General features: G+C 43.1%; 19 protein-coding genes. 16 read left to right on the top strand and 3 right to left on the bottom strand.

Annotation, left to right across the window (positions count from 1 at the left end; translation table 11 throughout):
- Positions 1-2 precede the first annotated feature (2 nt).
- The 10 genes from ACM1ND_RS14945 (at position 3) to ACM1ND_RS14900 (ending at position 9,242) form a co-directional block, all read left to right on the top strand.
- Positions 3-1,583: a hypothetical protein gene (locus ACM1ND_RS14945; protein ID WP_418026224.1), complete on the top strand. Its 1,581-nt coding sequence runs from the start codon at positions 3-5 to the stop codon at positions 1,581-1,583.
- Positions 1,583-2,137: a phage tail domain-containing protein gene (locus ACM1ND_RS14940; protein ID WP_076295990.1), complete on the top strand. Its 555-nt coding sequence runs from the start codon at positions 1,583-1,585 to the stop codon at positions 2,135-2,137. Before ACM1ND_RS14945 ends, ACM1ND_RS14940 begins: the two co-directional genes overlap by 1 nt.
- Positions 2,138-2,148: 11 nt before the next feature.
- Positions 2,149-2,589, top strand: a complete 441-nt coding sequence (locus ACM1ND_RS14935) for a phage tail fiber protein (RefSeq protein WP_076295989.1) — start codon at positions 2,149-2,151, stop codon at positions 2,587-2,589.
- Positions 2,590-2,598: 9 nt separating this feature from the next.
- Entirely contained in the window at positions 2,599-4,851 is a 2,253-nt protein-coding gene (locus ACM1ND_RS14930; protein ID WP_418026222.1) for a hypothetical protein, read from the top strand.
- 11 nt (positions 4,852-4,862) lie between these two features.
- Positions 4,863-5,330, top strand: coding sequence for a hypothetical protein (locus tag ACM1ND_RS14925; protein ID WP_418026221.1), 468 nt, complete (start codon positions 4,863-4,865; stop codon positions 5,328-5,330).
- A complete protein-coding gene (locus ACM1ND_RS14920) occupies positions 5,327-5,467 on the top strand; it encodes an XkdX family protein (protein WP_418026220.1) in 141 nt (46 codons plus the stop codon). The genes ACM1ND_RS14925 and ACM1ND_RS14920 overlap by 4 nt, the downstream gene beginning before the upstream one ends.
- 35 nt (positions 5,468-5,502) lie before the next feature.
- Positions 5,503-6,132, top strand: a complete 630-nt coding sequence (locus ACM1ND_RS14915) for a phage distal tail protein (RefSeq protein WP_418026219.1) — start codon at positions 5,503-5,505, stop codon at positions 6,130-6,132.
- An 8-nt stretch (positions 6,133-6,140) separates the two neighbouring features.
- Positions 6,141-8,291 carry a phage tail spike protein gene (locus ACM1ND_RS14910; protein ID WP_418026218.1) on the top strand — a complete coding sequence of 717 codons (2,151 nt, stop codon included), beginning with the start codon at positions 6,141-6,143 and terminating at the stop codon, positions 8,289-8,291.
- A 64-nt stretch (positions 8,292-8,355) separates the two neighbouring features.
- The gene (locus ACM1ND_RS14905; RefSeq protein ID WP_418026217.1) at positions 8,356-8,943 is read left to right on the top strand and encodes a 2,' 3'-cyclic nucleotide 2'-phosphodiesterase; all 588 of its coding nucleotides are present in this window, start codon (positions 8,356-8,358) and stop codon (positions 8,941-8,943) included.
- Positions 8,944-9,047: 104 nt separating this feature from the next.
- The gene (locus ACM1ND_RS14900) at positions 9,048-9,242 is read left to right on the top strand and encodes a hypothetical protein (protein ID WP_418026216.1); all 195 of its coding nucleotides are present in this window, start codon (positions 9,048-9,050) and stop codon (positions 9,240-9,242) included.
- On the opposite strand, the gene ACM1ND_RS14895 is transcribed toward ACM1ND_RS14900, so the two are convergent.
- Both ACM1ND_RS14895 and ACM1ND_RS14890 read right to left on the bottom strand, forming a co-directional pair.
- On the bottom strand, positions 9,219-9,806 hold the full coding sequence (locus ACM1ND_RS14895) for a hypothetical protein (protein WP_418026215.1): 588 nt from the start codon (positions 9,804-9,806) through the stop codon (positions 9,219-9,221). The genes ACM1ND_RS14900 and ACM1ND_RS14895 overlap by 24 nt on opposite strands.
- 173 nt (positions 9,807-9,979) lie before the next feature.
- Entirely contained in the window at positions 9,980-11,488 is a 1,509-nt protein-coding gene (locus ACM1ND_RS14890) for an RES family NAD+ phosphorylase (protein ID WP_418026214.1), read from the bottom strand.
- Positions 11,489-11,867: 379 nt separating this feature from the next.
- Between ACM1ND_RS14890 and ACM1ND_RS14885 the strand changes: the two genes are divergently transcribed.
- The 4 genes from ACM1ND_RS14885 to ACM1ND_RS14870 are packed head-to-tail and all read left to right on the top strand — an operon-like array spanning position 11,868 to position 14,103.
- Positions 11,868-12,089, top strand: a complete 222-nt coding sequence (locus tag ACM1ND_RS14885; protein ID WP_418026213.1) for a hypothetical protein — start codon at positions 11,868-11,870, stop codon at positions 12,087-12,089.
- Positions 12,064-12,567, top strand: coding sequence for a phage holin family protein (locus ACM1ND_RS14880; RefSeq protein ID WP_061829384.1), 504 nt, complete (start codon positions 12,064-12,066; stop codon positions 12,565-12,567). The genes ACM1ND_RS14885 and ACM1ND_RS14880 overlap by 26 nt, the downstream gene beginning before the upstream one ends.
- A complete protein-coding gene (locus ACM1ND_RS14875; RefSeq protein ID WP_418026212.1) occupies positions 12,545-13,540 on the top strand; it encodes a GH25 family lysozyme in 996 nt (331 codons plus the stop codon). Before ACM1ND_RS14880 ends, ACM1ND_RS14875 begins: the two co-directional genes overlap by 23 nt.
- Positions 13,541-13,542: 2 nt before the next feature.
- Positions 13,543-14,103, top strand: a complete 561-nt coding sequence (locus ACM1ND_RS14870; protein WP_418026211.1) for a phage holin, LLH family — start codon at positions 13,543-13,545, stop codon at positions 14,101-14,103.
- 453 nt (positions 14,104-14,556) lie between these two features.
- Here ACM1ND_RS14870 and ACM1ND_RS14865 read toward each other — a convergent pair whose 3' ends face one another.
- Entirely contained in the window at positions 14,557-15,021 is a 465-nt protein-coding gene (locus ACM1ND_RS14865) for a hypothetical protein (RefSeq protein WP_418026210.1), read from the bottom strand.
- A gap of 408 nt (positions 15,022-15,429) precedes the next feature.
- On the opposite strand from ACM1ND_RS14865, the gene ACM1ND_RS14860 reads away from it, so the two are divergent.
- Positions 15,430-15,876, top strand: coding sequence for a nuclease (locus tag ACM1ND_RS14860; RefSeq protein ID WP_418026209.1), 447 nt, complete (start codon positions 15,430-15,432; stop codon positions 15,874-15,876).
- Positions 15,877-15,935: 59 nt separating this feature from the next.
- Positions 15,936-16,136: a hypothetical protein gene (locus ACM1ND_RS14855; protein ID WP_418026208.1), complete on the top strand. Its 201-nt coding sequence runs from the start codon at positions 15,936-15,938 to the stop codon at positions 16,134-16,136.
- The last annotated feature ends 138 nt before the right edge of the window (positions 16,137-16,274 follow it).

Genomic DNA, 16,274 nt, shown 5'->3' with positions numbered 1-16,274 from the left:
AGATGGTTAAAACCAGCCTGGATTTTTACAAGAAGGAACAATCTAAATCTTACTTGCTACCAGCAAATAGGCGTGAAATACAAAAGCAAATTTATGATCTGACCGTGAAGTATAACGAGCTTCGATACCAAAACTCGGAGAAATGGATTGATAAAGAGACTTCCAAAATGGAAATGGCAGGCCAAAGCCAGATTGCTATCCTCAAAATGGAATATGACGCTTATATGCGTATGAGTAAGGCAAAGGATCGTACCGCCGAACAAAGTTTTGAGTTGCAGCAGAAGATTTACGAGAAACGTAAAGCTCTGGAAGATGAGTTTCTGTCCGACTTCCAAAAAAGAATCAATTACCAAAAGAGTATGGAAGCTGTATCTGTTTCCGATCAACTCAATTTATGGACAAAAATGCAGGCTCTTTATAAAGAAGGATCAGAACAACGGATGGAAATTGATGTACAGGTTCATGACCTTAAAAAACAGCTTCTTGAAGATCAGAAGAAGGTTGCTGCCGAAGCAGCTAAAAAGGAGAAGGAGGCGCTTGAAAAGACTCGGGACGAGGAAGTAAAGCGTATCGAGGCGGAACGTGATGCTTTTATCGAAGCTCAGGACGCTAAAATCAAGGCCATAGACGACTTGCTTGCCAAGATGCAAACCGCGAATGAAGACGAGGACTATGATCGTGCTATGGCGGAGAAACAAGCACGTCTTGCCTTGCTCCAATCCGCCGTTGGTCCCGAGGGTATCGCTGAGCGCAAACAAACCGAGAAAGACATTGAGGATATGCAACGGGAACATAACCGGACGCTGGCAAAGCGTGGCTTGGAGGACCAAAAGAAAAAGATTCAAGATGAGAAGACTGAGCGAGAAAAGGATTACAATGACCAGATTGAAGCAGCAAAACAGCACTATGATGAACTCACCAGTAAGTTCGATGAGTATTCAGATGGCGTTGAATCCAAATTCGAAGATCTGAAAAATACGCAGATTTCAAAGGAATCTGAGAAGAACGCAGAAATCTTGCGCCAGTTGGATCAATTCATCTTAGACTATCAGATGAAAATGGCTGAAATCAATGCTACTTCAATATCTGCTTCCTTGGATACCGGATCTTCATTTTCACAAAAGGATAGCGACCTGGAGCGATACAATTCCAATATTGATAAATGGTACTCGGCAGGCACCGCCGAGAAAGCCAAGCTGCATGAGGAGAATGCTGCTCTACGGAATAAATATGGCATCAAGAAGGACACAGGCAAGCTTCAAAAATTCCATTCTGGTGGGATCGTCCAAGGGGACCGGGGCGCAGAGGTTCCAGTAATCGCAAGAGCCGGTGAAATGTATCTGAACGATCAACAGCAAAGTAACCTGTTTAACCTCATAAGTTTCAAAATGCCAAGGCTTGATTTCTCTATGCCGAGTTTCTCTATGGCTTCGGGGGATGGGACAAATCCGCAGTATAACAACAATTACTACACAGTAACTTCAGGAGATACTTATATTGAAGACGAGTCCGCAGCAAAGGTGTTTTGGACCGAACGAGATAACCTGGTACGGAGGTTACAAGCGAGGGGAGGTAAGTCTTAATGATCGACGCTACGGCAGATGGCAAGTCTTTTAAATCCATTGGTTTGGGGTTGAAAAAGCACAATATACCCGTGCTACCTCCTACGAAAGATCATTCTCTAGAAATAGCTGAGCGTGATGGGGAATTGGATTTTGGCAGCACTTACGGAGCTAGGACAATTGACCTTGAATGTGTCGTAATGGCAGATGATACAACCCTTGATTACCATAGGAGAGTCGCCCAAGTGGCGGCTCTTTTTAATGCCAAAAAAGGGGATATCGTATTCACGTTTTCAGACTTGCCCGGAAGACGGTATATAGGCCGGTACGCTGGAACCTTGGACATCGAAAAAATACTTTGGGATGGGGAACTGACTATACCAATCAAAATGGGTGAGCATCCGTTCCCAGAGTCGGAGGAGAACATAAAAGAAGTCATTATCACACAGTCTCCACAAACAGTGTCAGTTATTTCTACAGGGGATGAACGGGCGAGTCCTGTAATAGTGCTTACCAACACAGGAAACAACGACATACGGAATTTTCGTATAGCAAATGAGTATCAAGTAGAATAGGAGGTCTTTATATGGTAGACACATTGCTCAGTAAATCGACTGAAGAAGAAATAGTGCTTAGTAAAAGTAATTGGTGGAAAACAGCCTGTATCAATGCTGCTTTAAGGGGGACGAATTTCACAGCTCCACAGACCGTGTATATTGCTCTGTACATTAGCAACCCGACAGACGCAGATACTGGACAAGAGGTAAGCGGAGGCGGCTATGCGCGGCGTGCTGTTACGTTTGGCGCTCCGGTTATTGCTGATCGTAGGGCAGCCGCAGCCAGTGCAGTAGATGTATATTTCCCAATTGCAACGGCTGATTGGGGATTGGTTACACATATCGGCATCCGTACGGCAGCGACCGGAGGCAATTTAATGTATCACGGGGCAGTTACAAACCCACGGACGGTGCAGACAAATGACTCACTGCGTTTTATGGCTGGTCGAATAAACATTGATGAAGGGTAGGTGTTAAACATGGAAAAAATGTATCCACCAGTGGTGAACTCTCCTAAAACAGAGTTGACCGAATTGATTACGGACACACAAACGGAAATTACGGTTGCTAATGCGTCCGTGCTGCTTCAAGGAGAAGGTATTGCCGTTTTGGGCAATGGAGATGCAGCAGAGACTATTATTTATACTTCTGTTCAAGATGATGTTTTAAAAGGTTGTGTGCGCGGTTTTGAAGGCTTAGCGAGGGCGTGGCCTGTTGGTACACGAATCGCCCGCAACTTCACAGCTGCTGACTGGAGGGCGGCAACAAATAATATTAAGGCTCTTTACGATCAATCTAGTGTCGAATTACGTAAATCCGTCACATTGCAGCCAGGAGTACAGATCGTCAAAGCAGATCGTCAGGCAGTATTTAGTTTAACAGGATTGACAGGTAAAACGGTGATCGACTATGACGGTCAAAAAGGCTTATTCGGTGTCCGTAACCCTTATGTAATTCGGTACGGAGAGAATTTGTTACCATCGTTTTATGAATGGACTGTGCATAGTAATGCTAAAGTAACAAGTCCAAATGCACTAAGTCTTGTAACTGCACAAAGCACTCAGGAGCTTTCGTATTATGACTTTAGGGCTGTAATTGTCGGACAAAAATATACAGTTTCTTTTCAGGGGGCAGGTAAGGCAATTATATCTTTTGTGGATGCGACGAATTCAGCACCTACAAGGGTTATCGTTTCAGCCACAACTCCTATCACATTTACCGTTCCATTAGGAACTGTATATATCCGTGTGTATGTAGGTAATCTCATAAGTTACACCGATGAAAACAATCCTTCAACATACGCATATGGCGCGGGAACATATACGTTTAGGGATATGATGTTCAGCATTGGAGATACAGCCAAACCATTCAAGCCACGCGAAGATTCCATGCTTGCACTACAAACAGACTTGTACGCCGATCCTGTATCCGGCGCGAATGCTGATACAGTGTTCGAGCGCGATGGGCAGTATTTTAAGTCCAAGAAGTGGCAGGGCCTGACGCTTGACGGTAATAGAACTTGGGTGAATGGCGAGGCTGGGCTTACTGCTGGGCTAAAACAGGTAAAGGTGGCAGGACTGGCGGCTGGCGCAGTAGCTGGAAGCGGCATCGGTGTGAAATTCGATGGTAAGCTGTTACCACAGGGCGCTACAGGTAGCACACCCGATACAAACGCAGTCACCGCAGCAGGAGATATATACGCATCTATCCCGATTGCAGACAGTGGATGGCGAGACAGCTACACACCGACAGCCGACGAAATTAAGGCGTATTTCAACGGCTGGAAGATGTACGATACCAGCGTAGGGAGTACAGTAGCACCGTATAATCGTACAGATGGACAGTCCAAGGGATGGGTCCGACGTAGATTATCGGACGGCGCATTTGTTGATGGATCTGGAACATTGCCGACAACGCAGGCACCAGAGTATACACCTTACAAGCTTGTATATCAACTTGCTACGCCTACTGTCGAGCCAATCGTATTCGAGGGTCAGCTTTCGTTCACTGAGGGAGATAATCAGGTTGAAGTGGGTACGGGTATTGTATTGCGGGAGAAAGCTACGCCTTTCGGTAATTACATCAATGCAATAAATGAAGTGAGTGGAATAAGCAGACTTAAAAACAAGACAACTCGTATATTGGCTGTATATAAGTCGAATATGCGAGACGGTTCTTGGTCGCTGCGTTCGCATGTATTTAACGGGGAAGACTATATGTATGCAGTAAGTTCATATGTGGATAACAGTTTTCCTTATACTGTTTCCTACATTGCACGTGACCGTTCACCTATTGTTACTTTCACCGGGAACTATGCCGCAAATGAAAAAACACTGCTGCTGGACTTGGTGGAGAGTGTACAGCAATATGCATCGCGGGTATCAGTAATAGAGAATAAAAAGGTAGAAAAGGATGCTCCTGCTTGGATTGCGCCAACGTTGTTTAATGGATGGGGTGTGTCTTTGCCCGTGGGTTTTCGCATCGAGGGTAACCGCGTAATTTTGAAAGGGTCTATAGGTGGGGGTTCCCCTGGTTACGGGACTACATTATTTCAACTGCCTGCGGGCTACAGACCCAAATACCCCCTGACAATCGGAAGCGTATCATACAGCGCGGCGGACGGATCGGCAATAGGTTTGGCTATAGATATCTTTTTGGACGGAACGGTTAAACTCGCTTTGGCAGCCAAACAGATTGTAGTCTTAGAAGGATTATCATTTCCGATAGATTAAGGAGGGCTAACATGAAAGCAGTACCTAAAGTAAATACAGAAGGTTTTTATATTGATGTCGAAAGTGTGGACGATGCCTTTAGTGGTGTCGTCCCTTTTTATACCGGATTGGACAGCATTGGACAAGGTTCAGAGGAAGTTAATCAGCCAGAGTCTAATGGTTCGCAGGAACCGATCATAGCCGGATATATTGTCGGCGTTCCCTTTCCTGAAGAATTCGGCGCATACATGACAGAGGATAAGGCGTTTCGCTTTAACTTGGAAACTTTGCTATGGGAAGAAGGTCTTACAGATGAAGAGATAGCGGAGCTGACCAAACCTACGGATCAAGTTCAGGATGCATCAGAGGTTGTGGGCCAGCAACTTGCGGAGCTGAAGATTCAGGCCATGCAGCAGACACAGTTTATTGCCAGCATGGGGGCAGAACTGGCAGCTACAAAATTGGAACTAATCAATTTGAAGGGAGCTAATCAATCATGAATTTCTGGAGTCTTGCTTTTAAATTGAACTGGGTAACGGCGGAGAAATTGAAGGGTGCTGTAATCACAGAGACAAACCGTTTCGGGGAAATCACACCAGAAGAGTACAAGACCATTACAGGCGTAGACTTTGCATAATCCCAAGCGCTTGGGATTATAGAGGGGAGGGCGCTATGTTTAATGGTGGATTTAATAGCCTTGGTTTTAATACAGGAGATGTAGAGGGGAACATTATTGACCTTTCTGCATCTCTTTCTGGTTCCGGGCAAATGTATTCGCGGAAGCTGGAGACGGATGGGTCTGAGAGCGACAATGCGTTCAATCTTATGTCGTTTAATGTGGATGAACCCGGTACAGTAACGGAATACATTTTGGAATTTGCACTTGATATGACTGCGGCTGCGGAATTGTCCGGTGAAGGTCGGGCGCAGGCTGATTTTATCCGTGAGTATGCCTTGGAAGCTATCCCAATGTCGGGCGAGGGACATATGACAGATGCCGTGTATATCCGTGAAATATTAGCGCAGGCCATGCCTATGTCTGGCGAGGGTCGCATAACGGCGGAGCTATCCAAATTTCATACGGACTATATCGAGTTTACAGATGTATTCCGTCCGGGTGAAGTGATCGTCATTGATTCGGGTAAATTCAAAATCACGAGAAATGGTCAGAATGTTTCCCACCTGTACAATGGTGATTTTTTCGATCTTAACCTTGGTAGTAACAACCTGACTTGGACTGACCCGGAGACAGGTAGGACGGTCTTGTTCCGTATTACTCACCGGGATAAATACTTATATTGAGGTGACTTATGGCTACTCCAACTATGCAAGTGTTCGACAAAACTATGCGGCGCGTTGGGACGCTGGTGGATTCTTACGACATTCAGCGGCGGCGCAGGATAAACAGTGATTATGAATTAACCTTTATGGTCCCAATGACCAGCGAAGACTACAGGGAGAAGATAGCAATCAAAGGCCACGTTCGAGATGAGCGTGGTCAATTTTATGTTATCCAATCCCGAAGCCGGTCACGCGAAGGCCGAAAGCTGACTGCAAATATCTATTGCAATCATGTTATGTTCAAACTCAATGATTACAAATTTCCGTACGCTTCATACATTGCCGAAGCCTATGGTATCCATATCAATCAACTCACAGACCTGATTACAGCTGCTACAGGTGGACGATTCAAGTTTGTTATCCATGACACATTTGATTTACATGATGTTAAGGACTTTGGGCGAGGCACTTGTCTTGAAGCGCTTAACAAGATCGTGCAAATGTATGAATGTGAAGTCGAACCGGATAACTTTGTAATCAATCTGAGAAAAAAGATTGGGGCCGATAATGGACTACAATACAGACTTAAGAAGAATATCGTTTCTAGCTCCTTCAAAGATAAAGGGGAATCCCTTGTAACCCGCATGTTTTCGCAGATGAAGGATGGACGTACCTTTATTGGAATGGATGCATCCAAGCTGACCGACGAGGAGCGAAGTTTGCTATCTGGCGTGCCGGGAACCATTGTAAACGGAAAGCTGGCAGTGAACTATTTGATATCCCCCTATGCTCAGTATTGGGCCAGCGAGTCAGTTCCTTTTTACGATGGTGAAATTATAGAGCAGGACATTGAGGAACCGGAGGACTTGTTGAAGGCTACTCGTAAGGCTCTCAGAGAGCAAGAGAACGTAACACTAGAAGTTACCGTATCTACGGCCGACCTATTTAAAATTGACAATACAGAACCAGAACCGCATTTAGGTGACACGGTAATGTGTATTGACCCAGCAATGGATATGAACAAACTCAAAGCCCGAATCACAGAGCTTACAGAGTATCCATATAGCCGCGATAAACACAGTGAACCTACGATATCCAATGTCAATTTACGGGACTATGCGGATATCATTTCTGACCTTGAGCGGAACAAGAATATTATCAATAATTTGTTTTCCAATGGTAAGATTCGGACGGAGGTTTTTGAGTCTTTTGCTAAGCAGGCTGTGATAGATATTGATAATTCCAAAACGGAAATCAAGTACGATCAACGCGGCATCGTCTTGCAGGACCAAACGAACGCACTGAATCAGGTTATTATGACTTCGAACGGAGTTGTCTTAACCACCGATGGAGGCAAAACAGCAAGAACGGCTATTACAGCGCGTGGGGTGGTAGCTGAGCAGATTGTCGGGCAACTTGGTAACTTTGTATCCTTAGTAATTGGTAGTGGTAATAACGTAACTAAAATCAATACCAACGGGATAAGTGCCGGTAACGACGACTACACTATTGCACCGTTCAGGGTAGACATGCAGGGGAATGTTGTTGCCAGGTCAATCAAGCTTACAGGACAAATTGATAACTCAGAAATGAATGCTTCAGATATTAGAGCCAGTACAGTTAATGCAAGTACAATACGTGGTAGTAAACTGATCGGTAATGAAATAGAGGGTGGTATTATTACAGGGGCCTTGTTTCGTACAGCCAAAGAGGGAAGACGCATAGAAATAAACTCTATTGGTCTTACTGCTTATAATTCGCGCGGTGGAGAAGCTGTTTCATTAGGGCAGTACAATGACGGAGGCGGCTTATTGTTTATGGATGATGGCTCACCAAGAGGAAGTGTCTACGGAGATAGAGAAGGATTTCATTTAGGGAACATGGGACCTATTATTATCCGGTCTATAGATGATGCCACATATTTAAAAGGTCCTGTAGATTTTTCAGAAGCTACAATAAGTGGACTGGCTTTAGGAGTAGAGAGCATTAAAGGGCTTGATAACACTCTCAGAGATTTCCGTAATGATATTGCTGAAATACGTGGTGATTTGTTTAATGGTTTGATCGTTAATGCAACATTCGACCCCGGTTCCAGGAATCTAAAATTGTTCAGCCAAGGAAAAACTGTGGCTACAGTTAACATCCCCGCTGGCGGAAGTTCTAGTAGCTCGTCAACATAATGTTTACTGTACCTCCTACCGATGGTAATATTAGGACATATATACTATGTAGGGGGTACGGTTCATGAGAAAATGGTCTTATTTACTTAGTGGTGTGTTGATCGGAGCAGTTGTCGCTACGGCTGGTAGCTCATTTGCAGATCAAGTTAAATCTTTAGTCGGAGAAAAGGTAGCAGGGGAATATGCAGTCAAGGTTAATGGTAATTCGCTTGTCGAAAATGCCATCGTGGTTGACGGAAAGGCGCATGTACCTTTGAGAGCTGTAACCGACTCCTTAGGAGCGAACTTAAAAGTGGACGGGAAAACAATTCAAATCGAATCGTCGAATACTTCTTCTTCAAAACAAACAAATACTGAAGTGAAAACTTCTTCAGGTAAATACCAGGGATGGCCTGCTTCCAAACTGGAAGAGAGAAAATCCGAACTCGAAAAATTTGTAAATGATACTGAAAAAGATAAAGAGAACCTACAAAAATCTCTTGAAAAATACAACAAACTTAGAGAAGAATACTCAGGGAATAAGAAAATGTTGGACAATCTGGATTCCGAGACAAAAGGTACGGAAGAAGTATTACAAGAAGCTGAAACAAATATAGCTAAATATAAGACTGAACTAGAAGAAATAAATAAGGCTATAGCTTCCCTTAAATAAAATCCGTAGTGTCACAGTATTATTCATAAAATAAAATAGAGATATAGAAAAGCCTGTCCTAACTTTAGGATAGGCTTTTACTCTTTTGTGAAGGTGGAATTGCTATGAATAATCAAGATAAAACTACTAACTGGTCTTACGAAAAGGAAATTGTATTCGAAGGTGGAGCGGCTATTAGCATTTCAATTGGATACAGTAACATGAAGCCTGGTGACGTAATAAATGTAATTTCCGGTCTGGGCATTTTGGCAGAACAAGTAACAAAGAAGGTTATACTACTTAAAGAAGTGAGCGAGTAACTTGGTGGTCACTGCTCCTAGTAACCAACCATGTTTTGAAGCTGCTTCTGAGAAACGAGCAAATGTTCCTTTTTGAACAGGTATGTTACTCTCTATGATGGCGTTTACCATATTTAGCATCTCGTTCATTAGCTCTTTGTCAGCGCCGCAATTCTTGTCAATATAATCTTTTATTTGCTGATCGGAAAAATTATTGGTAAGAGTCGCGTTTTGTTGGGTTCCTATTATTGAATTTTGGACATCGTTAATATGAAATGTTACAGGTGACGGTCGACTAGTTTGTTTCTTGTGCTGAGATTCGGTAGAATAATAAGCTTCTTTTGAAAATGGTTCATTTCCAAACCCCATTGATACCGTTACATCATCAACATAGAATCTTTCATTTGTTGATTCAGCCCAGATCCAATCTTCTGGTTGTATATCTGCATCAGGGAAAAATTGAATAAATCGTTTACCTTTATTTGAATTGCGAAGTCCTTCAAGGGTTCCAATTGGCAATTCATCACGGATTATCTTGAATGTTTCGCTTCCCCCGAAATCATTCATAACACTACGTAAGTTCACAATCATGTCTCCTTTTATTGGTTATGTTTACTTTGCATGAATTCTATAAGTAAGTTCGAATTCCTTCTTTTTCCTGTTTGTTTGTAGCAACAATACAGCAACTAAATAATATATCAAACAAACAAAAGCCCTCCGTTTAAGAGGGCTTTTGTTTGTTTGATGTTATCCGATGTTCATATTGTAACGGATTTTTGATTTACACTATTGAACCATCTTTTCCTGTAGTCAAAGAATACATAATTGCTCACAGTAGGAGTAAGGACACTTTTATATTTACAAGCATCAATATGTTCGATCTGGCAACATTGACTAAGAAAATTGGATACTAAATATTCTTTTTTGATTTTGGATTGGCCAGATGCTTTAAACATACAAGATCGAAATAAAGGAAGGTCTTTGTTGGTTACATCTATCATTGTGATTTCTTCGTCAAAGCCCCATTCAATTACATCATAAATGGTACCCGCTGGTTGTTTCATTTCAAGAATAGCAGTTTCTTCTTTTCGGGAAACATATAGGTAGCCTTTTCCAGTAGAATTAAAACGTCCTTGCGAACTAAAACCATCTGGAGCTGCGAACATTTCATAGCGTGTAAAGGGCATTGTTCCTTCTTCTCTAGTTCTACAACGATAGAATGAACCTGCTACATGAACCTTTTTAGCTAAGCCCTTAATTGTATTCCGTATAAGTTTCCCAACTTTATGCTCCAATGCCAGCATAGGGTATTCGAGCAAATGCCCAACAAAGTCAGTCATTTGCGCCTCTGTTACACCTTTCAGCAAGTCCAGCAGTCCAAATCCCTCTTTTAATTCTTCCACAGGTACGGGGACTGCGTTTTTAGAAACCAAGTATAACGGTTTCTCTTTATCGTCCTGATCCTCAACTGAGACAAAAGAGTAGTCATAGTTGCTATGAAGCTTGTCGAGGCGGTTTGTGAAATCCAAATTAGCTCTCAAGTGGTCATCGGACAGAGGCATGCTGATTAAAGAGTGGAGAGTATTTCTAGTGTGCACACTGTCCACTATATCCCATGCTTTAGAGGTGCCAGGCTTAATAAAATCCCATTCAAATCCAGATTTACTTTTCCAAGGCATACCACGCATTAAACCTGGTGATATAAAGGTGACAGGTTTTATGTGTTCCATTGCATTAATAGCAGAAATACTCATGTGGTCTAAACCAAGACCGATTATGTTTTCCCAGGGCACACCACGCGATATTCCCACAGGCAGAAAGGTGTCGAGTTTCATGTGACCTGATTCTAAATGGGGGAAACGAGGCACTAAATCACTTGCCTTAGTAGCTGAAGTTGTTATACGGTCTAAACCAAGACCAGTAATATTCTTCCAAGGTAGTTCGCCCATTCTTGCTACAGATTTATAGGCTCGATCAAAACCAGATGTGCCTTTCGTAGCCATGCTAATCATGTTTTGTGCTTTAATAGCAGCAGGTGTCCTTTGACAAACATCCAGATTGGTAGTTGTTTTAAGGGAATCCAGAGCCGCAAACTGTTTAGTCGTACCCATACCCACAGCATTCATCATGTCAATTGCTTTCTGCCCTAAAGATGGAATTTCGGAGTTTTTTCCGCCTCCCCGTGTGGATTGTATTTTTTCTTTATCTGATTTCGGGATCACGGTATCACTCATTTGAATACTGGAGTCAGTTTTTTCATTATCCAAGGAAGAATTCTCCTTTCACACCGTTTAAACTCAAGTAAAAATATCTTATGGAAATCTGTTACTATACATATCCTAACATACAAAAAGGAGATGATATAGGAAAATACAAGTATGAAGTATGGAAGGAGGGGAGAGGGGGTTGTTCGGATTGATGCATAATCTGAGAACAACCTGTATACCTATATTTATCCAGGAATCTGCCCTATCATAATAAAGAGCAAATGTACGCTCACGGTTAACTATCCTGCCTGCTAGCCTAATAACGTATGAGTTTTTAAAATCCGTAGCATTATAGCAGCAGAACCAATTTAATATATAAGTATGAAAGCCTCTGATAACTCAGGGGCTTATTTTGCGTCTTGAGGGGGTGACGAAACCCATGGTAAAGATAAAATCCACATTGGATATACAACTAGATCTAACCAGACCTGTTGAGGATTTGACTGAGGTCATTTCTGCTGTAATTGCTTCACAGCCAGCACGACGGAAAGAAATACTTATAGGTTTGGATATGGCAGTAGGAAATGCATTAGCAGAGATACAGGCCCAGGAAGAAAAGGAACAGAAAGTAGACGATGATAGCTCAGGAAAAGTTTCCTGAACGGAGAGACGGGGGAAGCAAGGTGGATAAGTGGGAGGTTTTTAAGTTCAGCACTGCTTTAGGAAGTAGCGCTGTGACGTATTTTTACGGTGGGTGGTCGGGAGTATTGGGGGTGTTACTTGCTCTGGTCATTATTGATTATGTGACCGGACTATTTGCCGCTGGCGCAGAAGGTAAGAAGGGTACCGGACCCGGGTTAAAAAGCAAGATTGGTCTCATTGGTATCGCTCGAAAGGTATTTATTTTTGCAATGGTAGCAGTATCCCATCTGATTGATGGAGTCTTAGGCGATTCGCACCTATTCCGGGATGCGGTCGCCTATTTTTATATGGCAAATGAGCTGCTTTCGATTCTTGAGAATGGAGGCAGGCTTGGAGCGCCAATTCCACCAGTGATCCGGCAGGCAGTGGAAGTTCTAAAAAGTAAAAGTGGTAATCAGGAAGGAGAGAAAGAGGATGCAACGACGAAACAGCCGTAATGCCCAAGGAATAGACGTATCCCGTTATCAAGGAAAGATCGACTGGAATGCTGTGAAGAATGATGGAATATCGTTTGCCTTCATCAAGGCTAGTCAAGGGAAGTCATACCGCGACAAAACATTCATCGGTAATGCACAGGCTGCACGAGCTGTCGGAGTCCTAGTAGGAGCTTATCACTATGTAGACGACTCTGCGAAAACGCCGGAGGATGCCCGAAAGGAAGCTGCAAACTTTGTGAGCACCATTGATTCAGCCGGAGGCATCACGGCTTTCGATCTGCCACCAGTAATGGATTATGAGTCCAATAAGTCTGGCTTAGGCAAAGCGGCTCTTACAGCCGTAGCCAAGACATTTCTGGCGGAAGTTGAGCGGCTTACTGGAGTACGACCAATCGTGTACACATATCCTTCGTTCATCGGTAATTTCAGCGGCTTATCAGATTACCCATTGTGGATTGCCCGGTACAGCGCCACACAGGTTCCGCCTGGCGCATCTGGTTGGTCACGCTGGGATTTCTGGCAGTATAGCGATGGCTCGGCTGGTGGCGCATTGCCGTCCGGCACACGTAAGGTGGCTGGCATAGCGGGTCCAGTCGATTTGAATGAATTTGACGGTACGGCAGATGAGCTTCGGACACGGTTTAGGAAGAAGACATCCGTACCCAAAGAAGAGCCTGCCACTGTTGCGGATGGATCATTCCAGATCAACGGAGAGAATGTGGGTAAAGCTCTGCTGTTTGATGGAAAGACTCACGTTCCGTTGCGCGTGCTGGCGAATGCTCTCGGTATCCCTTTACGCTGGGATAATGCCAAAAAGGTCGCATATTTGAACAATCGCAAATTGCAATCTGTGCAGCTTGTGGAGGGTGTCGCTTATGTACAACTTCGGCCAATTGCAGAATCTTATGGAGCCGAAGTTTCATGGGATTCTAAAAATAGAATTGCTGGTCTGAAAACGAAAGGAGAAAAGTAATCATGCAAACAATTATCGAAACTGTGCAACCTTACGTAAATACCATCGCCACAGCCGCTGCGGGTGTGCTTACAGCATTTGTTTTAGGAGGTCTGAACAAACTAAAAACTAAGGTTAACGTGTGGCTAGAAGCGCGCACCACGGCAGCACAGAGGGAAGTAATCCATAAAATTGCTGGTGAGGGCTTTGCGTTTGCTCAAACATCATTTAAAGAAGCTGGAGGAGAACGTAAGCTTCAGGAGGCTTTACAGTATGCTTCACTTACTCTTTCCAGTCAAGGTATCGTAGTGTCCCAAGTAGAGCTAAGGTCTGCAATTGAGAAGGCATATCTGGAGTATAAGGCTAAGACAAAGACAGTACTGACTACCGAAGCACAGCCAAGTGAAGAGGTAACACAGGCCGCAGCTAAAGAAGCTGTATCTGGTCTAGCTGCAAAGCTTAATGATTTCTTGGCTCAGGCTACAGCAGAGGCGGGAACCGTTGCTTCTGCGCAGGTTCAACCTACATTCGAGCCTATTTCAGCACCGGCAGAAGTTGTTAAAGCACCTACATCCACTGAATAGAGCAATAGAACTGTTGTATAATCTGAAACGTGAAGCGCTACTGTGCTCATTATTTTTAGAGCGGATAGCAATATGGTTATTAAGTAACTGGTGTAAATGATGTATCTTAGGCGGTGATTGGGTACATCTTGGCCGAGGCTTGTGTGGATGGCAGTCGGCTGGAGTTACGGGGACTGACGAGCTTAATAATCGTAACCATTAGTAGGGTCAGTAATTTGCTGAATTAGTTGGCAGTTTTCTTGAGAATAAGGCGCCTCTTGATCATTTACAATGAATTTAAAGAGGCGCTTTATATTTTTTATAATTATACAGTACAACCACCTGTTATTTTTACTTTTCTCTAATGTTGTTGACTAGCCCACTCAGACATGTTTAAAGTTGCCCAGCAACCGTTTTTAATAGTGTACTGAAACACTGAACGCTACTTTTCGTCATCAGACAATTAAACATGTACTAGTTAGCTACAGATCTGTCCACTACTTCTAAGCGAATGTTTTTGATAGACACCTGCCATGAGTCAGCTTCTATCTTAACGTACCGGATATGGCTCACTTCTGGGTGTTTACTCTTGTATATTGTCCAAGGAATAGTGTAAACACCATCATATCTATCATAATACAACGGTGTCGAATCCTCTAAGTACCATTTTACTCCATCCTGAGAATAGTACAGGGAAACCCACTCAGGACGATCTCCAGTATTTTCTGTTTTCGCATTGTAAACACTCTTTATGCTATACATGTCTCGCGGAACTCCAGGATCTCCTAGGTCAAAGGTGTAAGACGTACCTCCATCTTTAACTTCCCACGTTTGGCCTACATGGTAGGTATCTGCCGAAACTGTTTCAGGATAACTAGGAAGAATGGTGACTAAAGTAATCATTGCCATTAATAAAATTGAAAACCATTTATTTCTCATTTAATTTCATCCTCTCAAGTTGTTCCCGCATTAGATATCTAGTTGTTTTTTTATCCTGTTTTTAAAAGGCAGGTCTATTTATCAACCGGGTTATTATTTACTCTAAAATCATCGTAACTGAACAGATACGTAGTGTAGTAAGCCACGTCACTGTCTGAAGCGGCAAAGCAGTGTCTCAATTCTTACTGATTATGTTACTAAATCTAATTAATTCCTCATTAGAGAGCCAACCCCCTGTCATATCTTAACTATATTTGCAATTATGAAGAATAAAATGTAAATTTCATATAGGAGTAAATGCCTATTTAGCATTTTGTTATGTGCATTTTTAGAAAGAACGATATTATATAGAAGCATCAGTGACACCCTGCTGGGGTATTTTTCTGTTTTATAGGGGGAGGAACACATATGTTTAGATGGATATTTACCGTGTTGATAACAGTCCTATTAGCTGGATGCAGTGTACAACAAGACGTTGTAAAGACCACTAAGAGCGACCCTGTAGCCGTTCCAGTAACACAGGTATCGGCAGACACGATTAAGCTGGAGTTTCCGTCAGATCGCTATCCCGAGACAGCCCGGCACATAAAAGAGGCTATAGCATCCGGGAAGTCACCAGTATGCACCATAGACCGCGAAGGAGCCGACCATAACCGTGACCTGTCCCTAAAGGGTGTACCCACAAAGAAGGGCAAGGATCGCGACGAGTGGCCTATGGCTATGTGCTCAGAAGGTGGAGAGGGTGCAAATATAAAGTACATAAGCCCGAAGGATAACCGTGGAGCTGGATCGTGGGTAGGGCACAAGCTGGATGAATATGCAGACGGAACAAAAGTTGAATTTATCGTTAAGTAGTAAAAAGCTGTGCTAACCTTAATTGGTCGGCAGAGCTTTTTTATTTAGGCAATTTTCCGATGGGTTTAAAGAGAGACATTAACAAGGTTAGCCCATGGGCAGCGGACGTATGGGAGGAAATGACCAAGAATGGTTACTTTGATGGAACTCGTCCAGGCGCGGCAATAACCCGAGAAGAGGTGGCGGCAGTAATCAACCAGCTTCGTGGAAACATACTAAAATTAATCTTAGAAAATACCGACCGGATTACAGACCTTTAGGGCCATTTAAAACAATTAGATCCACTGTTGAATAGAAGTATAAAAAGTGAATAAGTGTAATAAATAGGTAATAATAAAAAAGCGTGGAATGATAATAATAAATCACGTTATTACATTATGATTCCAAGAGGAGGAAAA

Origin of the sequence: Paenibacillus sp. JJ1722 (assembly GCF_048282685.1) — a bacterium.
GTDB classification, from domain to species: Bacteria; Bacillota; Bacilli; order Paenibacillales; family Paenibacillaceae; genus Paenibacillus; species Paenibacillus polymyxa_B.
Note: the sequence above shows the minus strand (reverse complement) of the source record. Positions and strands in the feature narration are given on the sequence as shown.